This window comes from Microbispora sp. CSR-4 (assembly GCF_008033685.1).
GTDB lineage: Bacteria > Actinomycetota > Actinomycetes > Streptosporangiales > Streptosporangiaceae > Microbispora.
In genome coordinates this window covers 18,311-35,629 of sequence record NZ_VJVX01000021.1, presented here as the reverse complement: position 1 = coordinate 35,629, position 17,319 = coordinate 18,311, and the positions used below count along the sequence as shown (strand labels likewise).

The 17,319-nt window shown below is 73.1% G+C and carries 17 protein-coding genes; 14 read left to right on the top strand and 3 right to left on the bottom strand.

The genetic code is table 11. From position 1 onward, the window contains the following. The first annotated feature begins 36 nt into the window (after positions 1-36). Genes FLV34_RS17305 through FLV34_RS17260 form a run of 10 tightly spaced genes read left to right on the top strand, consistent with a single transcriptional unit; the run spans position 37 to position 8,811 of the window. The gene (locus FLV34_RS17305; protein WP_142648561.1) at positions 37-984 is read left to right on the top strand and encodes a ketoacyl-ACP synthase III family protein; all 948 of its coding nucleotides are present in this window, start codon (positions 37-39) and stop codon (positions 982-984) included. A 12-nt stretch (positions 985-996) separates the two neighbouring features. Beyond that, positions 997-2,382: an ATP-grasp domain-containing protein gene (locus FLV34_RS17300; protein WP_147943573.1), complete on the top strand. Its 1,386-nt coding sequence runs from the start codon at positions 997-999 to the stop codon at positions 2,380-2,382. After that, positions 2,379-3,707: a type III PLP-dependent enzyme gene (locus FLV34_RS17295; RefSeq protein WP_142648563.1), complete on the top strand. Its 1,329-nt coding sequence runs from the start codon at positions 2,379-2,381 to the stop codon at positions 3,705-3,707. Before FLV34_RS17300 ends, FLV34_RS17295 begins: the two co-directional genes overlap by 4 nt. Next, on the top strand, positions 3,704-3,976 hold the full coding sequence (locus FLV34_RS17290) for an acyl carrier protein (RefSeq protein ID WP_142648564.1): 273 nt from the start codon (positions 3,704-3,706) through the stop codon (positions 3,974-3,976). The genes FLV34_RS17295 and FLV34_RS17290 overlap by 4 nt, the downstream gene beginning before the upstream one ends. 9 nt (positions 3,977-3,985) lie before the next feature. Then, positions 3,986-4,846, top strand: coding sequence for a hypothetical protein (locus FLV34_RS17285; protein ID WP_147943572.1), 861 nt, complete (start codon positions 3,986-3,988; stop codon positions 4,844-4,846). Continuing rightward, positions 4,843-5,424 (top strand): hypothetical protein, encoded by a 582-nt coding sequence (locus tag FLV34_RS17280; RefSeq protein ID WP_147943571.1) that lies wholly within the window; start codon positions 4,843-4,845, stop codon positions 5,422-5,424. Before FLV34_RS17285 ends, FLV34_RS17280 begins: the two co-directional genes overlap by 4 nt. Then, positions 5,417-6,658 (top strand): acyl-CoA dehydrogenase family protein, encoded by a 1,242-nt coding sequence (locus tag FLV34_RS17275; RefSeq protein WP_142648567.1) that lies wholly within the window; start codon positions 5,417-5,419, stop codon positions 6,656-6,658. Before FLV34_RS17280 ends, FLV34_RS17275 begins: the two co-directional genes overlap by 8 nt. Beyond that, positions 6,658-7,029, top strand: coding sequence for a holo-ACP synthase (locus FLV34_RS17270; protein ID WP_142648568.1), 372 nt, complete (start codon positions 6,658-6,660; stop codon positions 7,027-7,029). Before FLV34_RS17275 ends, FLV34_RS17270 begins: the two co-directional genes overlap by 1 nt. 17 nt (positions 7,030-7,046) lie before the next feature. After that, entirely contained in the window at positions 7,047-8,003 is a 957-nt protein-coding gene (locus FLV34_RS17265; RefSeq protein ID WP_312845749.1) for an ATP-binding cassette domain-containing protein, read from the top strand. 40 nt (positions 8,004-8,043) lie between these two features. Continuing rightward, positions 8,044-8,811: an ABC transporter permease gene (locus FLV34_RS17260; RefSeq protein ID WP_142648569.1), complete on the top strand. Its 768-nt coding sequence runs from the start codon at positions 8,044-8,046 to the stop codon at positions 8,809-8,811. Between the two features lie 47 nt (positions 8,812-8,858). Here the strand turns inward: FLV34_RS17260 and FLV34_RS17255 are convergent, their stop codons facing one another. The 3 genes from FLV34_RS17255 to FLV34_RS17245 form a co-directional block, all read right to left on the bottom strand. Further along, a complete protein-coding gene (locus FLV34_RS17255) occupies positions 8,859-10,340 on the bottom strand; it encodes a helix-turn-helix domain-containing protein (protein WP_142648570.1) in 1,482 nt (493 codons plus the stop codon). 273 nt (positions 10,341-10,613) lie between these two features. Then, on the bottom strand, positions 10,614-11,567 hold the full coding sequence (locus FLV34_RS17250) for a glycosyltransferase (RefSeq protein ID WP_147943570.1): 954 nt from the start codon (positions 11,565-11,567) through the stop codon (positions 10,614-10,616). 58 nt (positions 11,568-11,625) lie between these two features. Continuing rightward, positions 11,626-12,204 carry an HAD family hydrolase gene (locus FLV34_RS17245; protein WP_260617322.1) on the bottom strand — a complete coding sequence of 193 codons (579 nt, stop codon included), beginning with the start codon at positions 12,202-12,204 and terminating at the stop codon, positions 11,626-11,628. Between the two features lie 186 nt (positions 12,205-12,390). Here FLV34_RS17245 and FLV34_RS17240 point away from each other — a divergent pair, with 186 nt between their 5' ends. Genes FLV34_RS17240 through FLV34_RS17225 form a run of 4 tightly spaced genes read left to right on the top strand, consistent with a single transcriptional unit; the run spans position 12,391 to position 17,316 of the window. Next, positions 12,391-14,031 carry a carbamoyltransferase C-terminal domain-containing protein gene (locus tag FLV34_RS17240; RefSeq protein ID WP_147943569.1) on the top strand — a complete coding sequence of 547 codons (1,641 nt, stop codon included), beginning with the start codon at positions 12,391-12,393 and terminating at the stop codon, positions 14,029-14,031. Further along, on the top strand, positions 14,028-15,035 hold the full coding sequence (locus FLV34_RS17235) for a glycosyltransferase family 2 protein (RefSeq protein ID WP_147943568.1): 1,008 nt from the start codon (positions 14,028-14,030) through the stop codon (positions 15,033-15,035). Before FLV34_RS17240 ends, FLV34_RS17235 begins: the two co-directional genes overlap by 4 nt. Beyond that, entirely contained in the window at positions 15,032-16,126 is a 1,095-nt protein-coding gene (locus tag FLV34_RS17230) for a glycosyltransferase family 9 protein (RefSeq protein ID WP_147943567.1), read from the top strand. Before FLV34_RS17235 ends, FLV34_RS17230 begins: the two co-directional genes overlap by 4 nt. After that, positions 16,123-17,316, top strand: coding sequence for a glycosyltransferase (locus tag FLV34_RS17225; RefSeq protein WP_147943566.1), 1,194 nt, complete (start codon positions 16,123-16,125; stop codon positions 17,314-17,316). Before FLV34_RS17230 ends, FLV34_RS17225 begins: the two co-directional genes overlap by 4 nt. Positions 17,317-17,319 lie beyond the last annotated feature (3 nt).

Genomic DNA, 17,319 nt, shown 5'->3' with positions numbered 1-17,319 from the left:
CGTTTCGACGAAGTGACCCATGTGGAGGCACGTCTCATGCCCACCGCCCTCGTCCCGGCCATAGAGGCGGTGCAGGGTTTCGTCCCGAGCCGGTCGGTCGCCATCGAGGAGGTGGCCGATCGACTGGGGATCAACCGGCACCAGCTACGGGTGTTCCAGCGCGTCCACGGCCTGGCGCGGCTGCCCATGGATCCGGACCTCGACCTGATCGACCTGCTCGTCGCGCCGGCGCGGGCGCTCGTCCCGTCGGCGGCCGACCGGGAGCGGATCCGCTACCTGGTCTACGCGCACACCGCCCCTGACGTCGCGCCCGCGCACGTCAGCGCGGCGCAGGAGCTGTGCCGCAGGCTGGACCTGCCCAGGGCCACGGCGTTCGCGGTCACGCAGCAGAACTGCGCCAGCGGGCTGGCCGCCGTCGACATCGCGGTGCGACTGCTGCTGGCGGACGGAGACCCCGGCGGGCGCGCCCTCGTCGTGACCGGGGAGAAGGCGTCGTCGCGGATCTTCTCGGTGATCCCCAACACGACGGTGATGGGGGAGGGGTCGGCCGCCTGCCTGGTCGGCGTGGCGGGCGCCGGCCGGCGTATCCGGTCGTACGCGGTGCGGACCCGCGGTGAATACGCGCAGTTGTATCGCCCGCGGCCCGAGGTGCTCGCGGAATTCTTCACCTCCTATACGCCGGCCGTCGTCGAGATCATTCGCCAGGCCGTTCACGAGGCCGGGCTGAGTCCGCAGGAAATAACGATGATCGTGCCGCACAACGTGAACAACTCGTCATGGCGGGGCGTGATTCGCGAGCTGGGTTTCGGGGTCGAGCGAATATATCTCGACAACGTGCCCCGATATGGCCATTGTTTCGGATCGGATCCGTTCATCAATCTCGCCTCCATGCGTGACGAGGGCAGGCTGCGCGACGACGGCGTCTATCTGCTCGCCGCCGTCGGCCTGGGCGCCACGTACGCCGCGATGGTGATCGGCGGATAGGGGGAACACGCTGTGACACGCGAGAGCACGGACTACCTCCGGCGGCTGAAGACCGCGCTGACCGGAGACCCGGCCACGCCTCTGGCGTTCCTGTGCAACTTCGAGGTGGAGGCCCAGTGGGCCCGGCATCACGTCGGCCTGCCCGCGCCGGCGGCGGCGCCCACGGCGATCGTCCAGCGGATGGAGGAGCTCGGCATCCTGCTCGCCGGGCCCGGCGACGTCCTCGTCGTCAAACACGCGCCGGACGAGGGCTACCTCCGCTACCTGGAGGAGGACCTCGGGGTCGGCCTCCCGGAGGTGCTCGTGCCGGAGAGCACCACGCCGGACAGATCGACCGCGGAGGATCTGCTGAACTCGCCGCGCGCGCTCGACCGGCTGAGCCTTCTCGGCCGACGCGGGGCGCAGCTCATGCCGATGGGGACCTCGGAGCACGAGGAGAAACTGGCGGTCTCCGCCCAGGTGCCGCTGGCCGTGCCGGACGCGGCGACTTTCGAGCGGGTCAACAGCAAGATCTACAGCCGCAGGATCACCGAGGAGCTCGGGCTGCCCGCCGTGCCCGGATGGTGCTGCGAGTCGCTCGGTGAGCTGCGGGACGCGCTCGCCGAGGCGGCCGGCGCCTCGAAGCCGGTGGTGGTCAAGGACGCGTACGGCGTCTCCGGCAAGGGCCTGGTCGTGCTCGACACCCCGGCCAAGGCCGACCGGCTGCTGCGCATCGTGGAGCGGCGCGCGGCCCGCACCGGTGACGACCGTCTCGCGGTGGTGGTCGAGCGCTGGATCCCCAAACGCGCCGACCTGAACTACCAGATCACCGTCGACCGCCGTGGCGACGTGCGGTTCGACTTCGTCAAGCAGGCGTTGACCGAGCGCGGCGTCCACCAGGGGCATCTCATGCCTCCCGAGCTCGGCGCGGACCAGCACGCGCTGCTGCGCCGCGCCGCCGCGGAGGTGGGCGGCCGGCTGGCCGCCGACGGGTTCTCCGGGGTGGCGGGCATCGACGCGATCGTCGCGGAAGACGAGCGGGTCTACCCGGTCCTGGAGATCAACGCCAGGCTCAACATGTCGACCTACCAGGGCGGGATGACCGAGCTGTTCCACCAGCCGGGTCACGTGGCCTTGGCCCGGCACTACCCGGTGCGGTCGGCGGCGCCGATCGTCTTCGACGACCTGCGCCGGGTGCTCGGCCCGTTGCTGTCCCCGGCGCCGGGCGGCCGGGTCGTCGTCACCTGCTTCGGCACCGTCAATGCCGGCACCGTCAACGCCGGCACCGGTGACGGCCCGCCACACCAGGGCCGGCTCTACACCCTGCTCACCGCTCCCGACCACGACCGGCTGGCGGCGCTCGACGAAGCCGCTCGGGCCGCCCTGGCCGGTGTGCTCCAGCCCAGGGAGGGCTCATGACCGATGCGTACGCCGTCCAGGGCATCCCGGTCGCGGATCTCGCCGACCGGTTCGGCACCCCCTTGTACATCTACGACGCCGACGTGCTGGCCGAGTCCTACACCGCGCTCCGGCGACGCCTCCACCCGGCCGTCGACGTCTTCTATTCGGCCAAGGCCAACCCGAACGTGAGCGTCTGCGCCGTCATGCGATCACTCGGCGCCGGTCTCGAGGTGTCCTCCCTGGCGGAGCTCGCCACGGCGCGATGGGCCGGCGCGCGGCCGTCCGACGTCATCTTCCTCGGGCCGGGCAAGTCCGAAGAGGAGCTGCGGGCCTGTCTGGAGTATGGGATCGCGGCCGTCGTCTGCGAGTCGCTCGACGAGCTGGCCGCGCTCGACCGGCTCAGCCCTCCGGGGACCCGGGCCCTGCTGCGGGTCAACCCGGCGTTCAGCACCAAGGGCGCCCGGCTGTCCATGGGCGGCAAACCCCGGCAGTTCGGCATCGACCACGAGCTGCTGCTGCAGAGCGGGCCGTCGCTGCGCGCCCTGCGCAACGTCCGCGTCGTCGGGATTCACGCGTACATGGGCACCCGCATCCTCGACGCCGACGGCGTCGTCCAGAACACCGCCGGCATTCTCGCCGCCGCGCGTGAGCTGAGCGCCGAGCTCGGTTTCCCGCTCGAGACCGTCGACATCGGCGGAGGCCTCGGCATCGCGTACTTCGAGAACGAGAAGGACCTCGATCTCGACCAGTTGACCAAGGGGGTCAACGCGGTCGTCGCGGACTTCACGGCCGAGCACCCGGACTGCCGGGTGATCATGGAACTCGGCCGCTATCTGGCGGGCCGCTGCGGCCTCTACGTCGTGCGGGCCAGGTATGTGAAGTGCTCCAAGGGGGAGTGGTTCGTCGTCACCGACGGCGGGATGAACCATCACATGGCCGCCGTGGGGGTGGGCAGTTTCGTCAAGCGCAACTTCCCCATTCGCTCGATCGACCACCACGACGCCCTCGCCGACCGCCGCTACACCGTCACCGGGCCGCTGTGCACCCCCGACGACGTGCTCGGCCGCCGGGTGGCCCTGCCGGAGATACGGCCGGGCGACCTGATCGGCGTCGAACGCTCGGGCGCCTACGGACCCACCTCGTCGCCGGTGCTGTTCCTCAGCCACGGCTATCCCGCCGAGGTCCTCGTCTCGGGCGCGACCGCCCACCTCGTGCGGCACCGCGACACCGTCGAGGACCTGCTGGGACGGCAGGTCCTCATCGACCAGCCGGTGCCGGCGGCCGGCGGCCAGGAGACGAGCACAGCGAATAGTTCCACCGTGAGAAGGGAAACCCGGCAATGACCCGACCCGAGATCGTCGCAGCCGTCGTCCGGTCCATCGGTGAGGTCCTCCAGCGGGAGATCTCCGACGTGACGGAGGACACCCGGCTGTTCGACGACCTCCAGCTGGACTCCACGTCGATCCTCGAACTGCTCATGGCCGTGGAGGACACAATGGACGTCGAGATCGACCCCGAGGGCCTGGACATGGACAGCTTCCGCACTGTCGGCACCCTGGTCGACTACCTCCAGGGGCTCGTGGACCTCGTCGCCACCGGAAACGCGGGCTGACGCACGGCCATGGCCCTGTCATTGGAGACCGCGGTCGCCTACGTGCCGCGGGTCACCCGTCCGTGCCACTTCGAACCCGACATCCTCGAGTTCAACGAGGGCGTGCTCGCGCCGTACGGGATGCGGTTCGATCCGTCGTACGCGGCGGGCGGGAGCAACACGACCTTCCTCGAACTCGCGGAGGGGGTGCTGCGGGCGGCCCTCGGCCCGCTGCCCGCCCCTGACCTGCTGATCGTCGCCTACGCGCTGCCCGACCCGCACGCGCCGGAGAAGACGCTGGCGGCGCACCTCACCCGCGTGTTCGACGGCCGTCCCATGAGTTTCGCGGTCTCCGAGCAGGGACTCGGCGCTCCGTTCACGGCACTGCGGATCGCCGACGCCTACCTGCGCTCCGGCCGCTGCCGCAGCGTCGTCCTGCTGATCCTCGAACAGACGTCGTTCCCCTACCCGGAGCCGTTCGCCCAGGACGGCGGCCTGGTGGATTCGGCGGTGCTGCTGGCGCTCGGACCCGGCGGCGGCTGGGAACTGGCCGGGGTCGGCTCCGCGGGCCCGCACTGCGACCTCGCGGATCTGCTCGGCAACCCGCCGGGACTGCCGCGGGACGAGCGGCCCGGCGAGCGGCTGGTGGTGACCGGTTCGTGGGGTGACTCCCCCGACCTGGGGCCGGCCGGGCCGAAGGCGCACCAGGCGCCTCCCGGCTCCTACTGCACCGGTGTCTGGCTGGAGTTCGCCCGGCACCACGAGGAGTGGCGCGACGCCTACCGGACGATCGTGTTCGGCGACGTCGATCCGCGCACCGGCGCCGGCCATGTGGCGACGTTCACCCGCCGCGAGCGCGCCGCCGGGAACGAGCGGAGAGGGCACCCATGACGACAGACGTATCGGCGACGTTCGGAGACTATCCGGCCCTGCTCGACGCCCTGCACGCCGACGTGGCGCCCGGTCGTCTCGTCGCCTCGCCCTCCGGGCGCGTCCTCGCGTCGGCGCAGGCGCTCGGCGAGGACGGGACGCGGAGGTTCACGCGCTTCGGGCTCGTGTGCGTGCCCGCACCCGGCGGCAGCGCCCGGGACGACGTGACGGCCGGCCGGTTCGCCGAGGGGCTGCTCACGCTGCAGCGCACGGTCGTCCACCGGACGCTGACGCACACGATCGCGCGCCTGGGCGAGCGGACGAGCGAGGGCACCAGCCTGCTGACGCGGCCTCAGCTCCAGGCCGACCTGGCCGATGTCGCGATGGAGCTGCGGGAGGCGGCGGTGGAACCGGCCGAGGAGACCGGCCGCGACCTCCGCTGGGCTCGCCACATGCGCCTGACCCGCGCGGGGCGGGTCCTGCTGCGCCTCCTCGGCGGCTCCAGCATGCTCGCCGAGGGGCCCGGGATCGATCTGTACCTGGCCGAGGTGACGGGGAACGTCTACCTCCAGCCCGAGGAGGGTGACGGCGATGTCTGAGCCCGGCCGGACGGCCTCGGCGTATCTCCCGGACACGTACGGCGGACGGGCGGGCGAGCTCGAACACTTCCTCCGGGAGGTCGCGCGGGACCTGCGCGGACCGGGCGAGGAGCTCGACGCCGATCCGGGTGCCGTCTCCCGGTTCCTGCACCTGCCCGCGGTGCGGATCCAGCAGCACATGCTCACCCCGGCCCGGTATGCCCGCGACCGGGATCTCCTGCCGCGTTTCGTGCCCGCCGAGGCCTCGTGCGCGGAGTGGGTGCTCGCGGCGGAGTGGCTCGCGTACGGCGATCCGGGCATGACGCTGGCCAGCCCGGGTCCGGCCCTGTCGACCGCGGTCCTGCGGGCACTGGCCGACGAGGCGCAGCGCGACTGGTTCTTCACCAGGACCTCCGACTGGCCCTCGTGGTCCTTCTTCGCGCTGACCGAACCCGGGAAGGGCTCGGCGGCGACCGAGCTCACGGCCCGTCTCGATCCCGCCCCCGGCGGCGACGGCTGGGTGCTGACCGGAGAGAAGATGTACATCGGCAACGGCGCGCACGCGCGGGCCGGTGTGGTGTTCTGCCGGCGGGCTCCGGGACCGTGGGGCATCGAGGCCGTCATGGTGGACACCGGCGATCCCGGCTTCCACGCCGAGATGCTCCCGATGACCGGGTTGCGCGGCGCGCGGATCAGCCGGTTGAGGTTCGACGGCATGTACATTCCGCCCGAGCGGATACTCGGCCGCGACCGGCCGCGCAGCCGGCGCGGGCTGCAGGGAGCGCTGCAGGCCATGCTGTGGTTCCGGCCGAGTGTGGCGGCGTTCGCCCTGGGTGCCGGGCGGGCGGCCTGCGACTACGTGCTGGAGCAGCGCCCCGCGCTCGCCGGTGCGGACCGCGCCCAGGTCGACGGCCTGGCCGACCGGCTGCGGCGGCTGCGCCGCCTCCTCCACGAGGTGGCGGCGGAGATCGACGCCGGTTCGCCCAACACGTTCCGGGTCAGCGGCGTCAAGATGCGCGCCGCGCACCTCGCGGAGGACGCCACGATGCTGGCCGCCCGGCTGCTCGGCCCGGCGTCGCTGGTCGAGCATCCGTGGCTGGACAAGCTCTACCGGGACGTGCGCGCGTTCGAGTTCATGGAGGGCACCGGGAACGTCCACCGCCGCGGCGTCTTCCAGGGGCTGTTGAGGGACGACTATTTCACGCCGCGAGACCGGGACGTCCGTCCCGGACGTGCCGTCGAAGGGGTGATCTGATGCGTGTCGGTGTCGACCTGATGTCCGTCGGCGAGCTGGAGCGGCTGCGCGCGCGCCGCTGGTTCGACGGCTACGCGTTCGCCCCGGCGGAGCTCTCGGAGGCCGCGGGTCTGTCGGACGCGCGCGCCAGAGAGTTCCTGGCCGGGCGGTTCGCCGCCAAGGAGGCCGTGCTCAAGGCGTTCCGGATGGGACTGTTCCAGGGCGTGGCGCCACGCGAGATCGTGGTCGCCCGCGCCTCTTCCGGAGCCCCCGAGGTCACGCTGCACGGCGCCGCCCGCACGGCCGCCGACGCCGCCGGGGTGCGCCATCTCGACGTCTCGATCACACACAAGGGCGACCTGGTCGTCGCGGTGGCGGCGGGCTGGTCATGAGCGCATCGGGAGCGGCCGTGCCCATCATCGAGGCCACAGGGCTGGCCCATACCTTCAGGGTCGGCGGCCGGCAGGTCGAGGCGGTCCGGGGCGTCGACTTCGAGGTGCGCCCCGGCGAGATCATCGGGTTCCTGGGGCCGAACGGCGCAGGGAAGACCACGACGATGCGCATCCTCACCACGCTGCTCAAGCCCACCGCGGGCCGGGCGGTCGTCGTCGGCGCCGACGTGGGCGCCGACCCCGGCGCCGTCCGACGGCGTATCGGCTACGTGGCGCAGTCCGGCGGCACCGACGGAAACTGCCGGGTGGCCGAGGAGCTGGTCACCCAGGCGCGGCTGTACGGCATCGCGAAGCAGGACGCGGTGCGCCGCGCCGCCGACCTGTGCGAGCGCCTCGACCTGACCGGGCTCGCGGACCGGCCGATCAGGACGCTGTCGGGCGGGCAGCGGCGGCGCACCGACATCGCCCTCGGGCTCGTCCACCAACCGCCGCTGGTCTTCCTGGACGAGCCGTCCGTCGGCCTGGACCCGCAGAGCCGCAGCGACCTGTGGGCGCACATCCGCCGCCTGCGGGACGACCTCGACACGACGGTCTTCCTCAGCACGCACTACCTCGACGAGGCCGACACGCTCTGCGACCGGATCCTGGTGATGAACCATGGGCGGATCATCGCGGAGGGCACCCCCGACGCCCTCAAGCGCCGGATCTCCGGCGACGTGATCAGCCTGACCCTCGGCGGCGACGCCGACCGGGCGAAGGCGGTGCTCGCCGAGTGCCCCGGCCTGGACGAGATCGCCGTGTCCGGGCAGACCGTACGGCTCACGGCGCGCGGCGGCGAGCAGGCGCTCGTCTGGCTGCTGCGGACGGCGGACCAGGCGGACCTCGACCTGCGCTCCGTCAACATCGCCCGGCCGACGCTGGACGACGTCTTCCTTGCCCTGACCGGTTCCTCGCTCAAGGAGAACCCCTCGTGACCGTGGCGCTGCGGCGGTCCCCGACCGTGGAGGAGCTTGCGTGTCCCTCATCCCTGCGAGCCTGCTGATCTTCACACGCCAGATGCGGCTGTCGCTGCGCTCCCCGGCGTGGCCGATCATCGGGCTGTTCCAGCCGGCGCTCTATCTGGCGTTCCTCGGCCCGCTCCTGGTCAGGGTCGCCGGGGCGGGCGTCGACGGCCTGCCCGCCGGGGCGGCGTGGCGCTTCTTCGTGCCCGGTCTGCTGATCCAGCTCGGCCTGTTCGGCCCCTTGTTCGCGGGCCTGTCGATCATCGCCGACCTGCGATCGGGGGTGTTCGAGCGGATGCGGGTCACTCCGGTGAGCCGGTTCGCCCTGCTCGCCGGCCGAGTCATGAGGGACACGGTGGTCCTGCTCGTACAGACGGCGGTCCTGCTCGCGGTGGCGTACGCGTTCGGCCTGCGCGCCCCCGTCGCCGGTCTCCTCCTGATGTTCCTCTTCGTCGCGGCCATCGCGGTCGGGCTGTCCGCCCTGTCTCACGGGCTCGGCCTGCTCGTGCGCCAGGAGGAGTCGTTCACGCCCCTGCTCAACGCGGCGGCCATCCCGCTGCTGCTCCTGTCGGGGGTCCTGCTCCCGATGACGCTCGCGCCCCAATGGCTCGACATCCTCTCCCGGCTCACTCCGTTCCGTTACGTCATCGACGGCATGCGCAGCGCCTTGTACGGCGATTACGGCAGTTCGGCCGTCGCGGTGGGCGCCGGGGTCGCCCTCGCCACCGCCGCGTGCTGCCTGGCGCTCGGCGCCCGCCTTTTCGCCAGGAGGAACGCCTGAGGACACCGGCCGGAGACGGCGACGCACAAGCGATCGTCCGGCGCGGGTCAGACGTCGCCGGAGTCGTTCAGACAGGCGCATCCGGACGCCCGGTCGCCGGCGCGGCGCAGGATCGCCAGGGCCTGTTCGCAACGTTCCAGCGCCTCGTCGAGATCGTCCGGGTCGCCGTGCGCCGTGGCCGGGTTCCCGCCCTCGGTGTCGAGCCGGCCGGGGGCGTCGTCACGCGCCGGCTGCCGGCCTGCGGCGTCCAGACACCACGTGAGCAGCCGGTGCACCGCGGCCGACCGGTCCTCGGGCGATTCGTCGGCCTCGGCGCAGTCGGCAGCGTACAGCCGGACCAGGTCGTGGAAGCGGTAGCGGCCACCGCCGGTCTCCTCCAGCAGGTGGACGGCGGCCAGCGCGTCGAGCAGCCGCCGCGCCTGCCGGTGACCGGTCCCGGCCAGCGCGGCGGCCGCCGGAACACCGAGATCGCCTCCGTGATGCAGGCCGAGCAGCCGGAACATGCGGGCGGCGTCCGGCGCGAGCGCGCGGTAGGACCAGGAGAGCACCGATCGCACGGTGGTCGCCTCGTCTTCCGTGGTGGCCAGCAGATCCAGCACCCCGCGGGTGGCCGCGAGCTCGGCGGCGAGCGTCGTCAGCCGCAGCGACGGGCGTGCCTGCGCCCGTTCCGCCGCGATCCGCAGCGCCAGCGGCAGATAGCCGCACCTCCTGGCGATCTCCGCCGCGGCCTCGGGCTCCTCCGCGACACGCCGGCCGCCGATGGCGCGGCCGAGCTGGTCCAGCGCCTCGTGCTCCGGCAGCGGCGCGAGCACGACGCGCGCGGCGCCATCCCTGACGACCAGGCCGGACAGCCGGCTCCGGCTGGTCACCACCAGCCGGCATCCGGCCGAGCCGGGGATCAGCGGACGCACCTGGCCGGACGTGGCCGCGTTGTCCACGACGATCAACGTACGCCTGCCGTCCAGAAGGGTGCGCAGCAGGACGGACCGCGGCTCCAGCCCGGCCGGTATGGACGCGGGGGAGCACCCGAGATCACGGAGGAACCGGGCGAGCACGTCGGCCGGCTCGGCCGGCACGCCGGTCGGGTCGAAGCCGCGCAGGTCCACGAACAGGCATCCGTCCGGGAACCGGTGGGCGGCGCGATGCGACCAGTGGAGCGCCGTCGCCGTCTTGCCCACACCGGCGGGGCCGGAAACGATCACCACCTGGTGGCCCTGCTGCGTGTCGTCGATTTCGGCGAGCGCGGCCGAGCGGCCGGCGAAGGCGCGGGGGGCCGCCGGAAGCTGTGCCGGACGAAGGAAACCTCCGGGCTGCCGGTGCCGCGCCGGGACGAGCCCGGCAAGGGCGCCCTCGGCCCGGAGCACCTCGTCGCAGCGCCTGGCCACCAGCGGCGTGGGCGGGCGTTCGCCCGTCTCGATCCTGCTCAGGTAGCCCTTGCTGTAGTGGGTCAACGCCGACAGCGATGCCAGGGAAAGGCCGCGTTCCCTGCGTAGATTCCGGAGTGCGGTCCCAAACGACGCGTTCTCCATCGAAACCCCAGACTCGGCGAATTCCGGACCGTCGTCACGCGCGGTGCCCAGGGGTTTCGCCCACTGGACCTCCTCTCGGCACACCTCGCCCAAGCAATCGTGTTGCCTCAGGCCGCGTCCCGCCTGATGGTGCAGGAGAAGGCAATCCCGCGATCTATCGACTATTTAAGCACTGATCGCCTCAATGGACATATTGATATCCGTTTGTACCATATTACGGACTGTAGCTTTCTTGATTTCGGGTTTTCCGTTGGCGTGTGCCTCACGGCCGGCTCATCCGGGGACGAGCTCGCCGAGGAGGCGGTCCCAGTCGGTGAGGAAGCGGTCGAGGTTGTAGCGGGCCAGGGCGGCCGAGCGGGCGGCCTTGCCCGCCTGTACGGCGAGCTCGGGCTCGGCGGCGAACCGGTGGAGTGCCCGCAGCAGCGTGGGCAGTTTGGTGGAGACGACCCCGGCCTCCGGCGGCACCGCCTCCACGGCTTCGGTGGTGGCGAGCGCGACGACCGGCATGCCGATCATCATGGCCTCGATGAGCGACAGGCCGAGCGAGGTCCAGCGGTAGGGGTGCAGGTAGACCCTGCGCCGGGCCAGCTCGGCGTGCATGGCGGCCTGCGGCAGGTCCTCGAACGCCTCCATCTCCCCGGCCAGGCCGAGCTTGGCGGGCAGGTTCGTGACCTTCATGCCGAACACGTCGAGCGGGGCCGTCGCGGCGAACGTGGGCAGCAGATCGGTGCCCGCCACCCGCCAGCGCCTGATCGGCTCGTTGACGACCACGCCGGCCCGGGCCAGCTCGCCGGTGTAGAGGTGGCCGGGATCGACGACGCCGTGCTCGATCACGTGGGTGGGGGCGCGGCCGGAGTCCCAGAACAGGTCGTTGAAGTGGGTGACGTGGACGATCGGGATGTCGTCGCGGTCGGCCAGCACATGACGGGTCTTGGGCACGTCCCCCGCGGGCGTGTTGTGCTCGACGTAGACGCCCGGCGCGTCGCGGCCCAGCCACTCGCGGGCCAGGCGCAGCTCGTGCGGCCGCTGGTAGACGACCACGTCGACGTCCTCGCCGGCCAGCCGGTCGTACGGCACCTCGCGTACGCTGCCGGGCCAGGGATAGGTGTCGGCCCGGCCCCGCCCGTCGGGACCTCGATCGGGGGTGAGCGGCACCAGATAGTCGTGCCGCCCGTGCACGAAAGAGGTGGTCCACGAGCCGTGGACGTGCCAGACCATGATCTTCATCGCGTCGCTCCCCGTCCGTCGTCGTGCCGGAACACCGCGCCCTCCGCCCGCGGGCGCCTCACCCATCTGCCCTGGTCATGCCCGCACCATCCTCAGCCGTGAGCGGAACTCCCCCGAGCAGCAGATCGACGGCCGCCGCGAGGTCGGGCGCCACCTCGGGGGCGGCCGCCACCTCCTCCGCCAGCGTCACCGGGGTCGGCACGAGGACGCCCCGGGCCCCGGCGGCGCGGGCCGCCTCCATGTCGCGGCCGATGTCGCCGATGACCACGCAGTCCTCCGGGCGTACGCCGAGCCGCCGGGCCGCGCGCAGCACGAGACCGGGCGCGGGCTTGCGGCAGTCGCAGCGGTCGCCGTCGTCGTGCGGGCAGATCTCCCACACGTCGAAGGGGCCGAGCAGCGCGTCCACCCGGTCGTTCACGGCGCGCAGGGCCTCCGGGGCGATCAGGCCCCTGGCGACTCCCGACTGGTTGGTCACGATCCCGACCTTGACGCCTTCCGCGCGCAGCCGGTCGAGCACCTCCCGGGCCCCGGCGACGGGCTCCACCCGCTCAGGATCGGTGTTGTAAGGAACGTCGTGGATGAGCGTTCCGTCACGGTCGAAGAGCACCGCGGCGGGTGGACGGGCGGGCTGGGACACGGGCCACCTCCTGCGCGAATCGCCCGCCTGGCTACCCGGGGGATGGGTCGGCAAACACCGGTCGATAACTACGCAGAGTGACAGTTGTTGAGTGCATCACCCACTCACGTCGACTTCTCTACAAAACAGTGTTTGGGAGCGCTTCTCTCGGTAACCAGACCCCCACTGCGCAACGGAGGGAAACCGATGCGGTTCTTGGGGATAAACGCGATATTCCATGATCCAGCCGCCGCGCTGGTCGTGGATGGCGAGGTGATCGCCGCCGCAGAGGAAGAGCGCTTCAGCCGGCGCAAGCACGGCAAGCGCCCGGTGCCGTTCTCCGCCTGGGAGCTGCCGGAGCTGGCCGCCGCCTGGTGTCTCGAACAGGCCGGTCTGCGGCCCGAGGACCTCGACGGCGTCGCCTACTCCTACGACCCCGAGCTCGTGGTGCCCGGCGGACCGGGGCAGGACGGGCACTGGGAGGACCTGCGCACCGCCTACGCACGCCGCGCCCCCACCTTTCTCGCCACCGCGCTGCCCGGTCTCGACGCCGCCCAGGTGCGGTTCGTCCCCCACCACATCGCGCACGCGGCTTCGGCCGGGCTGGCCGCGCCCCATCGTGAGTCGGCGGTGCTGGTCTGCGACGGCCGCGGCGAGGCCGTCTCGCACCTGGCCGGGCACTACCGGGACGGCGAGCTGACCGTCCTGGCGAGCCAGGCGCTGCCGCACTCCCTCGGGCTGATGTACGAGGACCTCACCCAGCACCTCGGTTTCCTGCGCTCCAGCGACGAATACAAGGTGATGGCCCTCGCCTCATACGGCGAGCCGCGCTTCCTGCGCGAGATGCGCGACCTCATCTACGCCACGGGCGACGGCGGCTTCCGGGTCGAGCGGATCGACTGGAGCGTGTACGCCAAGGCGCTCGGCAAGGGCGAGAAGTGGACGGCCGACCACGCCGACCTCGCCGCGAGCGTGCAGATCCGGCTCGAAGAAGTGCTGCTCGACCTGGCGAGATGGCTGCACGAGCGCACCGGAGACCGCTGTCTCACGATGGCCGGGGGTGTGGCGCTCAACTGCGTGGCCAACACCCGCCTGTTCGCCGAGGGCCCGTTCGAGGAGGTGTGGGTGCAGCCCGCCGCGGGCGACTCGGGCACCGCGCTCGGGGGAGCGCTGCACCTCGCTCAGGCCGGCGGCGACCCCGTCAGGCCGATGCCCGGCGCCGACCTCGGGCGGAGCTGGACGGACGAGGAGCTGGGGGCGTGGCTCGACGTCGCGCGGGTGCCGTACGAGCGGCCCGCCGACCTCGCCGCGACCGTCGCCGCCGAGCTCGCGGCCGACCGCGTGATCGCCTGGTTCCAGGGGCGTGCCGAGTATGGCCCGCGCGCGCTCGGCCGCCGATCGCTGCTCGCCCACCCGGGCAACCCCCGCAACACCGAGCGGCTCAACGACGTGAAGGGCCGCGAGCAGTTCCGCCCCATCGCCCCGATGGTGCTGGCGGAACGCGCCTCGATGATCTTCGGCAGGGGCCCGGTGCCGAGCCCGCACATGCTGTTCGTCCACGACGTGCGGCCGGAGTGGCGCGACCGCATCCCCGCCGTCGTGCACGTCGACGGCACGGCCCGGATCCAGACGGTCGAGCGCGGCCGAGACCCGCTGCTGGCCCGGCTGCTGGAGGAGTTCGAGGCGCGCACCGGGCTGCCCGTGGTGGTCAACACGAGCCTCAACACGGTCGGCCGCCCGATGGCGGACGACCCCCGCGACGCGCTGGAGTGCTTCGGCTCTGCCCCGGTGGACGTGCTCGTCCTCGGTCCGTACGTCGTGCGCAGGGGGGCGGTGTTCGCCGGATGACGACCGAGCTGACCCGGGAGACGAACCCGGCTTCCACCAAGGAGCCGCGCCAAGAGGCGGGACCGGCCGTCACGGTCGTGATCCCGACGATCGGGCGTGAGAGCCTGGCCGCCACGCTCGCGGCCGTCGGCCCCGGCCCCGAGATCGTCGTCGTGGACGACCGGCCGGGGGATGGCCTGGAGCCGCTGCCGGTGCCCGGCCGCGTACGCGTGCTCAGGTCGGGCGGGCGGGGCCCGGCCGCCGCGCGCAACGTGGGATGGCGGGCCGCAGCGACGCCGTGGGTGGTGTTCCTGGACGACGACGTGGTGCCGGGCCCCGGGTGGGTCCGCACGCTGACGGAGGACCTCGCCCGCCTGCCCCAGGACGTCGGCGGGAGCCAGGGGCGGCTGGAGGTGCCGCTGCCGCCTGGCCGTCGTCCGACCGACGCGGAACGCAACACCGCCGGGCTGGCCGGCGCCGACTGGATCACCGCCGACATGGCCTACCGCAGAACCGCCCTGGAGGCGGCCGGCGGCTTCGACGAGCGTTTCCCCGGGGCCTACCGGGAGGACGCCGACCTCGCGCTGCGCGTCGAGCGGGCGGGATTCTCCCTGGTCAAGGGGGAGCGGCTGACCCGTCACCCCGTGCGTGACGACGGCTTCTGGTCCAGCGTGCGTTTCCAGCGCGGCAACGCCTCGGACGCGCTCATGCGGCACCTGCACGGCCCCGGCTGGCGGGCGGCCATCGGCGGCCACGGCGGCAGGCTCGGGCGGCACGCCCTCACCACCGGCATGGGCCTGCTCGCGCTCGCCGCCGCCGGGGGGCGTCGCAGGCGCCTGGCCGCCGTCGCGGGGCTGGCCTGGCTCGGCCTCACCGCCGAGTTCGCCCGGGTGCGCATCGCCCCCGGGCCGCGTACGCCGGAGGAGATCGCGCGCATGGCCGTGACCAGCGTGGTCATCCCTCCGGTGGCCTGCGCGCACCGGATCAGGGGCGAGATCGCGGTCCGGACGGGGAGGCGCTCGTGATCGGGACCGCTCTGGTGGTGCGGCCCGACAACGCGGGCGACGTGCTGCTCGCGGGGCCCGCCGTGCGCGCGATCGCCGCCGGGGCGCGGGAGGTCGTGCTGCTCGCCGGTCCGTACGGCAGGGCCGCGGCCGAACTGCTGCCCGGCGTCGGCCGCGTGCTGGAATGGCGGGCCCCGTGGATCGACGCCGACCCGGTGCCGATGACCTCCGAGCACGCGGCTCGCCTGGTGGAGCAGGTCCGTGCGGTCGGCCCGGACGTGGCCGTCGTCTTCACGTCCTTCCACCAGTCGGCGCTGCCCACGGCCCTGCTGCTCCGGCTGGCCGGAGTGCCGCGGATCGCCGCGATCAGCGAGGACTATCCCGGTTCCCTGCTCGACGTGCGGCACGTCGTGGACGAGAGCGTGCACGTCCCCGAGCCCGAGCGGATGCTCGGCCTCGCCCGCGCCGCCGGCTTCGACCTCCCGCCGGGCGACGACGGGCGGCTCGCCGTGCGCGGTCCGCTGCCGGATGTGCAGCACCTCACCGGCCCGCCCGGTTATGTGGTGGTGCATCCCGGCACGACCGCGCCGGCGAGGGCGTGGCCCGCCGAGCGCTGGGCGGAGGCGGTCGAGGCGCTGCTGGCCGCGGGCGAGCGGGTCGTCGTCACCGGCAGCCCCGGCGAGCGGGCGCTGACCGCGCTCGTCTCCGGATCCGCCCTCGTCTCTGGGTCCGTGATCGGCACCGGCTCCGCGATCGATCTGGGCGGGGCGACCACGTTCGCGGAACTCGCCGCCGTGCTGGCGGGGGCGTCGGCGGTGGTCGCCGCCAACACCGGCCCCGCCCATCTCGCGGCGGCCGTCGGCACGCCCGTGGTCAGCCTGTTCGCGCCGGTCGTGCCCGCCGCCCGCTGGGCGCCGTACGGCGTGCCCACGGTGGTGCTCGGCGACCAGGACGCCCCCTGCCGGGGGAGCAGGGCGCGGATCTGCCCCGTGCCCGGCCATCCGTGCCTGGCCTCGGTCGGTGGCGAGCAGGTGGCCCGAGCGGTGCGCCGCCTCATGCCGGCCGGGGAGGTCATGCCGCCCGAAGAGGCGGTGAAGGAGAGGGTGCCATGAGGATCGCCCTGGTGTCGGAGCACGCCAGCCCGCTGGCGACCCTCGGCGGGGTGGACGCCGGCGGGCAGAACGTGCATGTCGCCGCCCTGGCCCTGGCCCTGGCCGAACGCGGCAACGAGGTCGTCGTGCACACCCGGCGCACCTCCCCCGGCCAGCCGGACGCCGTCCCCATGGCGCCCGGCGTCACCGTCGAGCATGTGCCGGCCGGGCCGGCGGAGCCGCTGCCCAAGGACGAGCTGCTGCCGCACATGCCCGAGTTCGGCGCGCACCTGGCCCGCCGGTGGAAGGCCGAGCCGCCCGACGTGGCGCACGCGCACTTCTGGATGAGCGGGCTGGCCACGCTGGCGGCGGCGGAGCCTCTCGGGATCCCGGTCGTGCAGACCTACCACGCGCTCGGCACCGTGAAGCGGCGCTGGCAGGGCGAGGCCGACCCCAGCCCGCCGAGCCGGCCCGCGATCGAGCGCGACATCGGCCGCCGGGCGGTCGCGGTCATCGCGACCTGCTCCGACGAGGTGCGCGAACTCGTCGCGATGGGCGTGCCGCGTGACCGGATCGCGGTCGTGCCGTGCGGCGTCGACCTCGGCGTGTTCCGCCCGGACGGCCCGGCCGCCCCGCGCGGCGACCGGCCCCGGGTGCTGAGCATCGGCCGCATGGTGCCCCGCAAGGGAGTGGACACCGTCGTGCGGGCCATGCGCCACGTGCCCGGCGCCGAGCTCGTCATCGCGGGCGGCGACCCGGGCGATGACGAGAGCGCGCGGCTGCGCACGCTCGCCGACGGCCTCGGCGTCGGCGACCGGGTGCGGCTGATCGGCAGCGTGAGCCGGGCAGGCGTCCCCGCCCTCATGCGCTCCGCGGACGTCCTGGTGACCGTCCCGTGGTACGAGCCGTTCGGCATGGTGCCCCTGGAGGCCCTGGCCTGCGGGGTGCCGGTGATCGCCTCGGCGGTCGGCGGCCATCTCGACACCGTCGCGGGATGCGGCGTGCTCGTGCCGCCACGGCGGCCGCGTGCGCTGTCCCGCGCGCTCTGCGACCTGCTGACCCGGCCGCGGCTGCGGGCGGCGCTGTCGGCCGCCGGGGCCCGGCGGGCCGCCGCCCGCTTTGGCTGGCCGAGGATCGCCGAGCAGACCGAGTCCGTCTACCGAAACCTGGCCGGCGGGTGCCTGGGCACCCTCGCCGCCGCGGGAGGCTGAGCG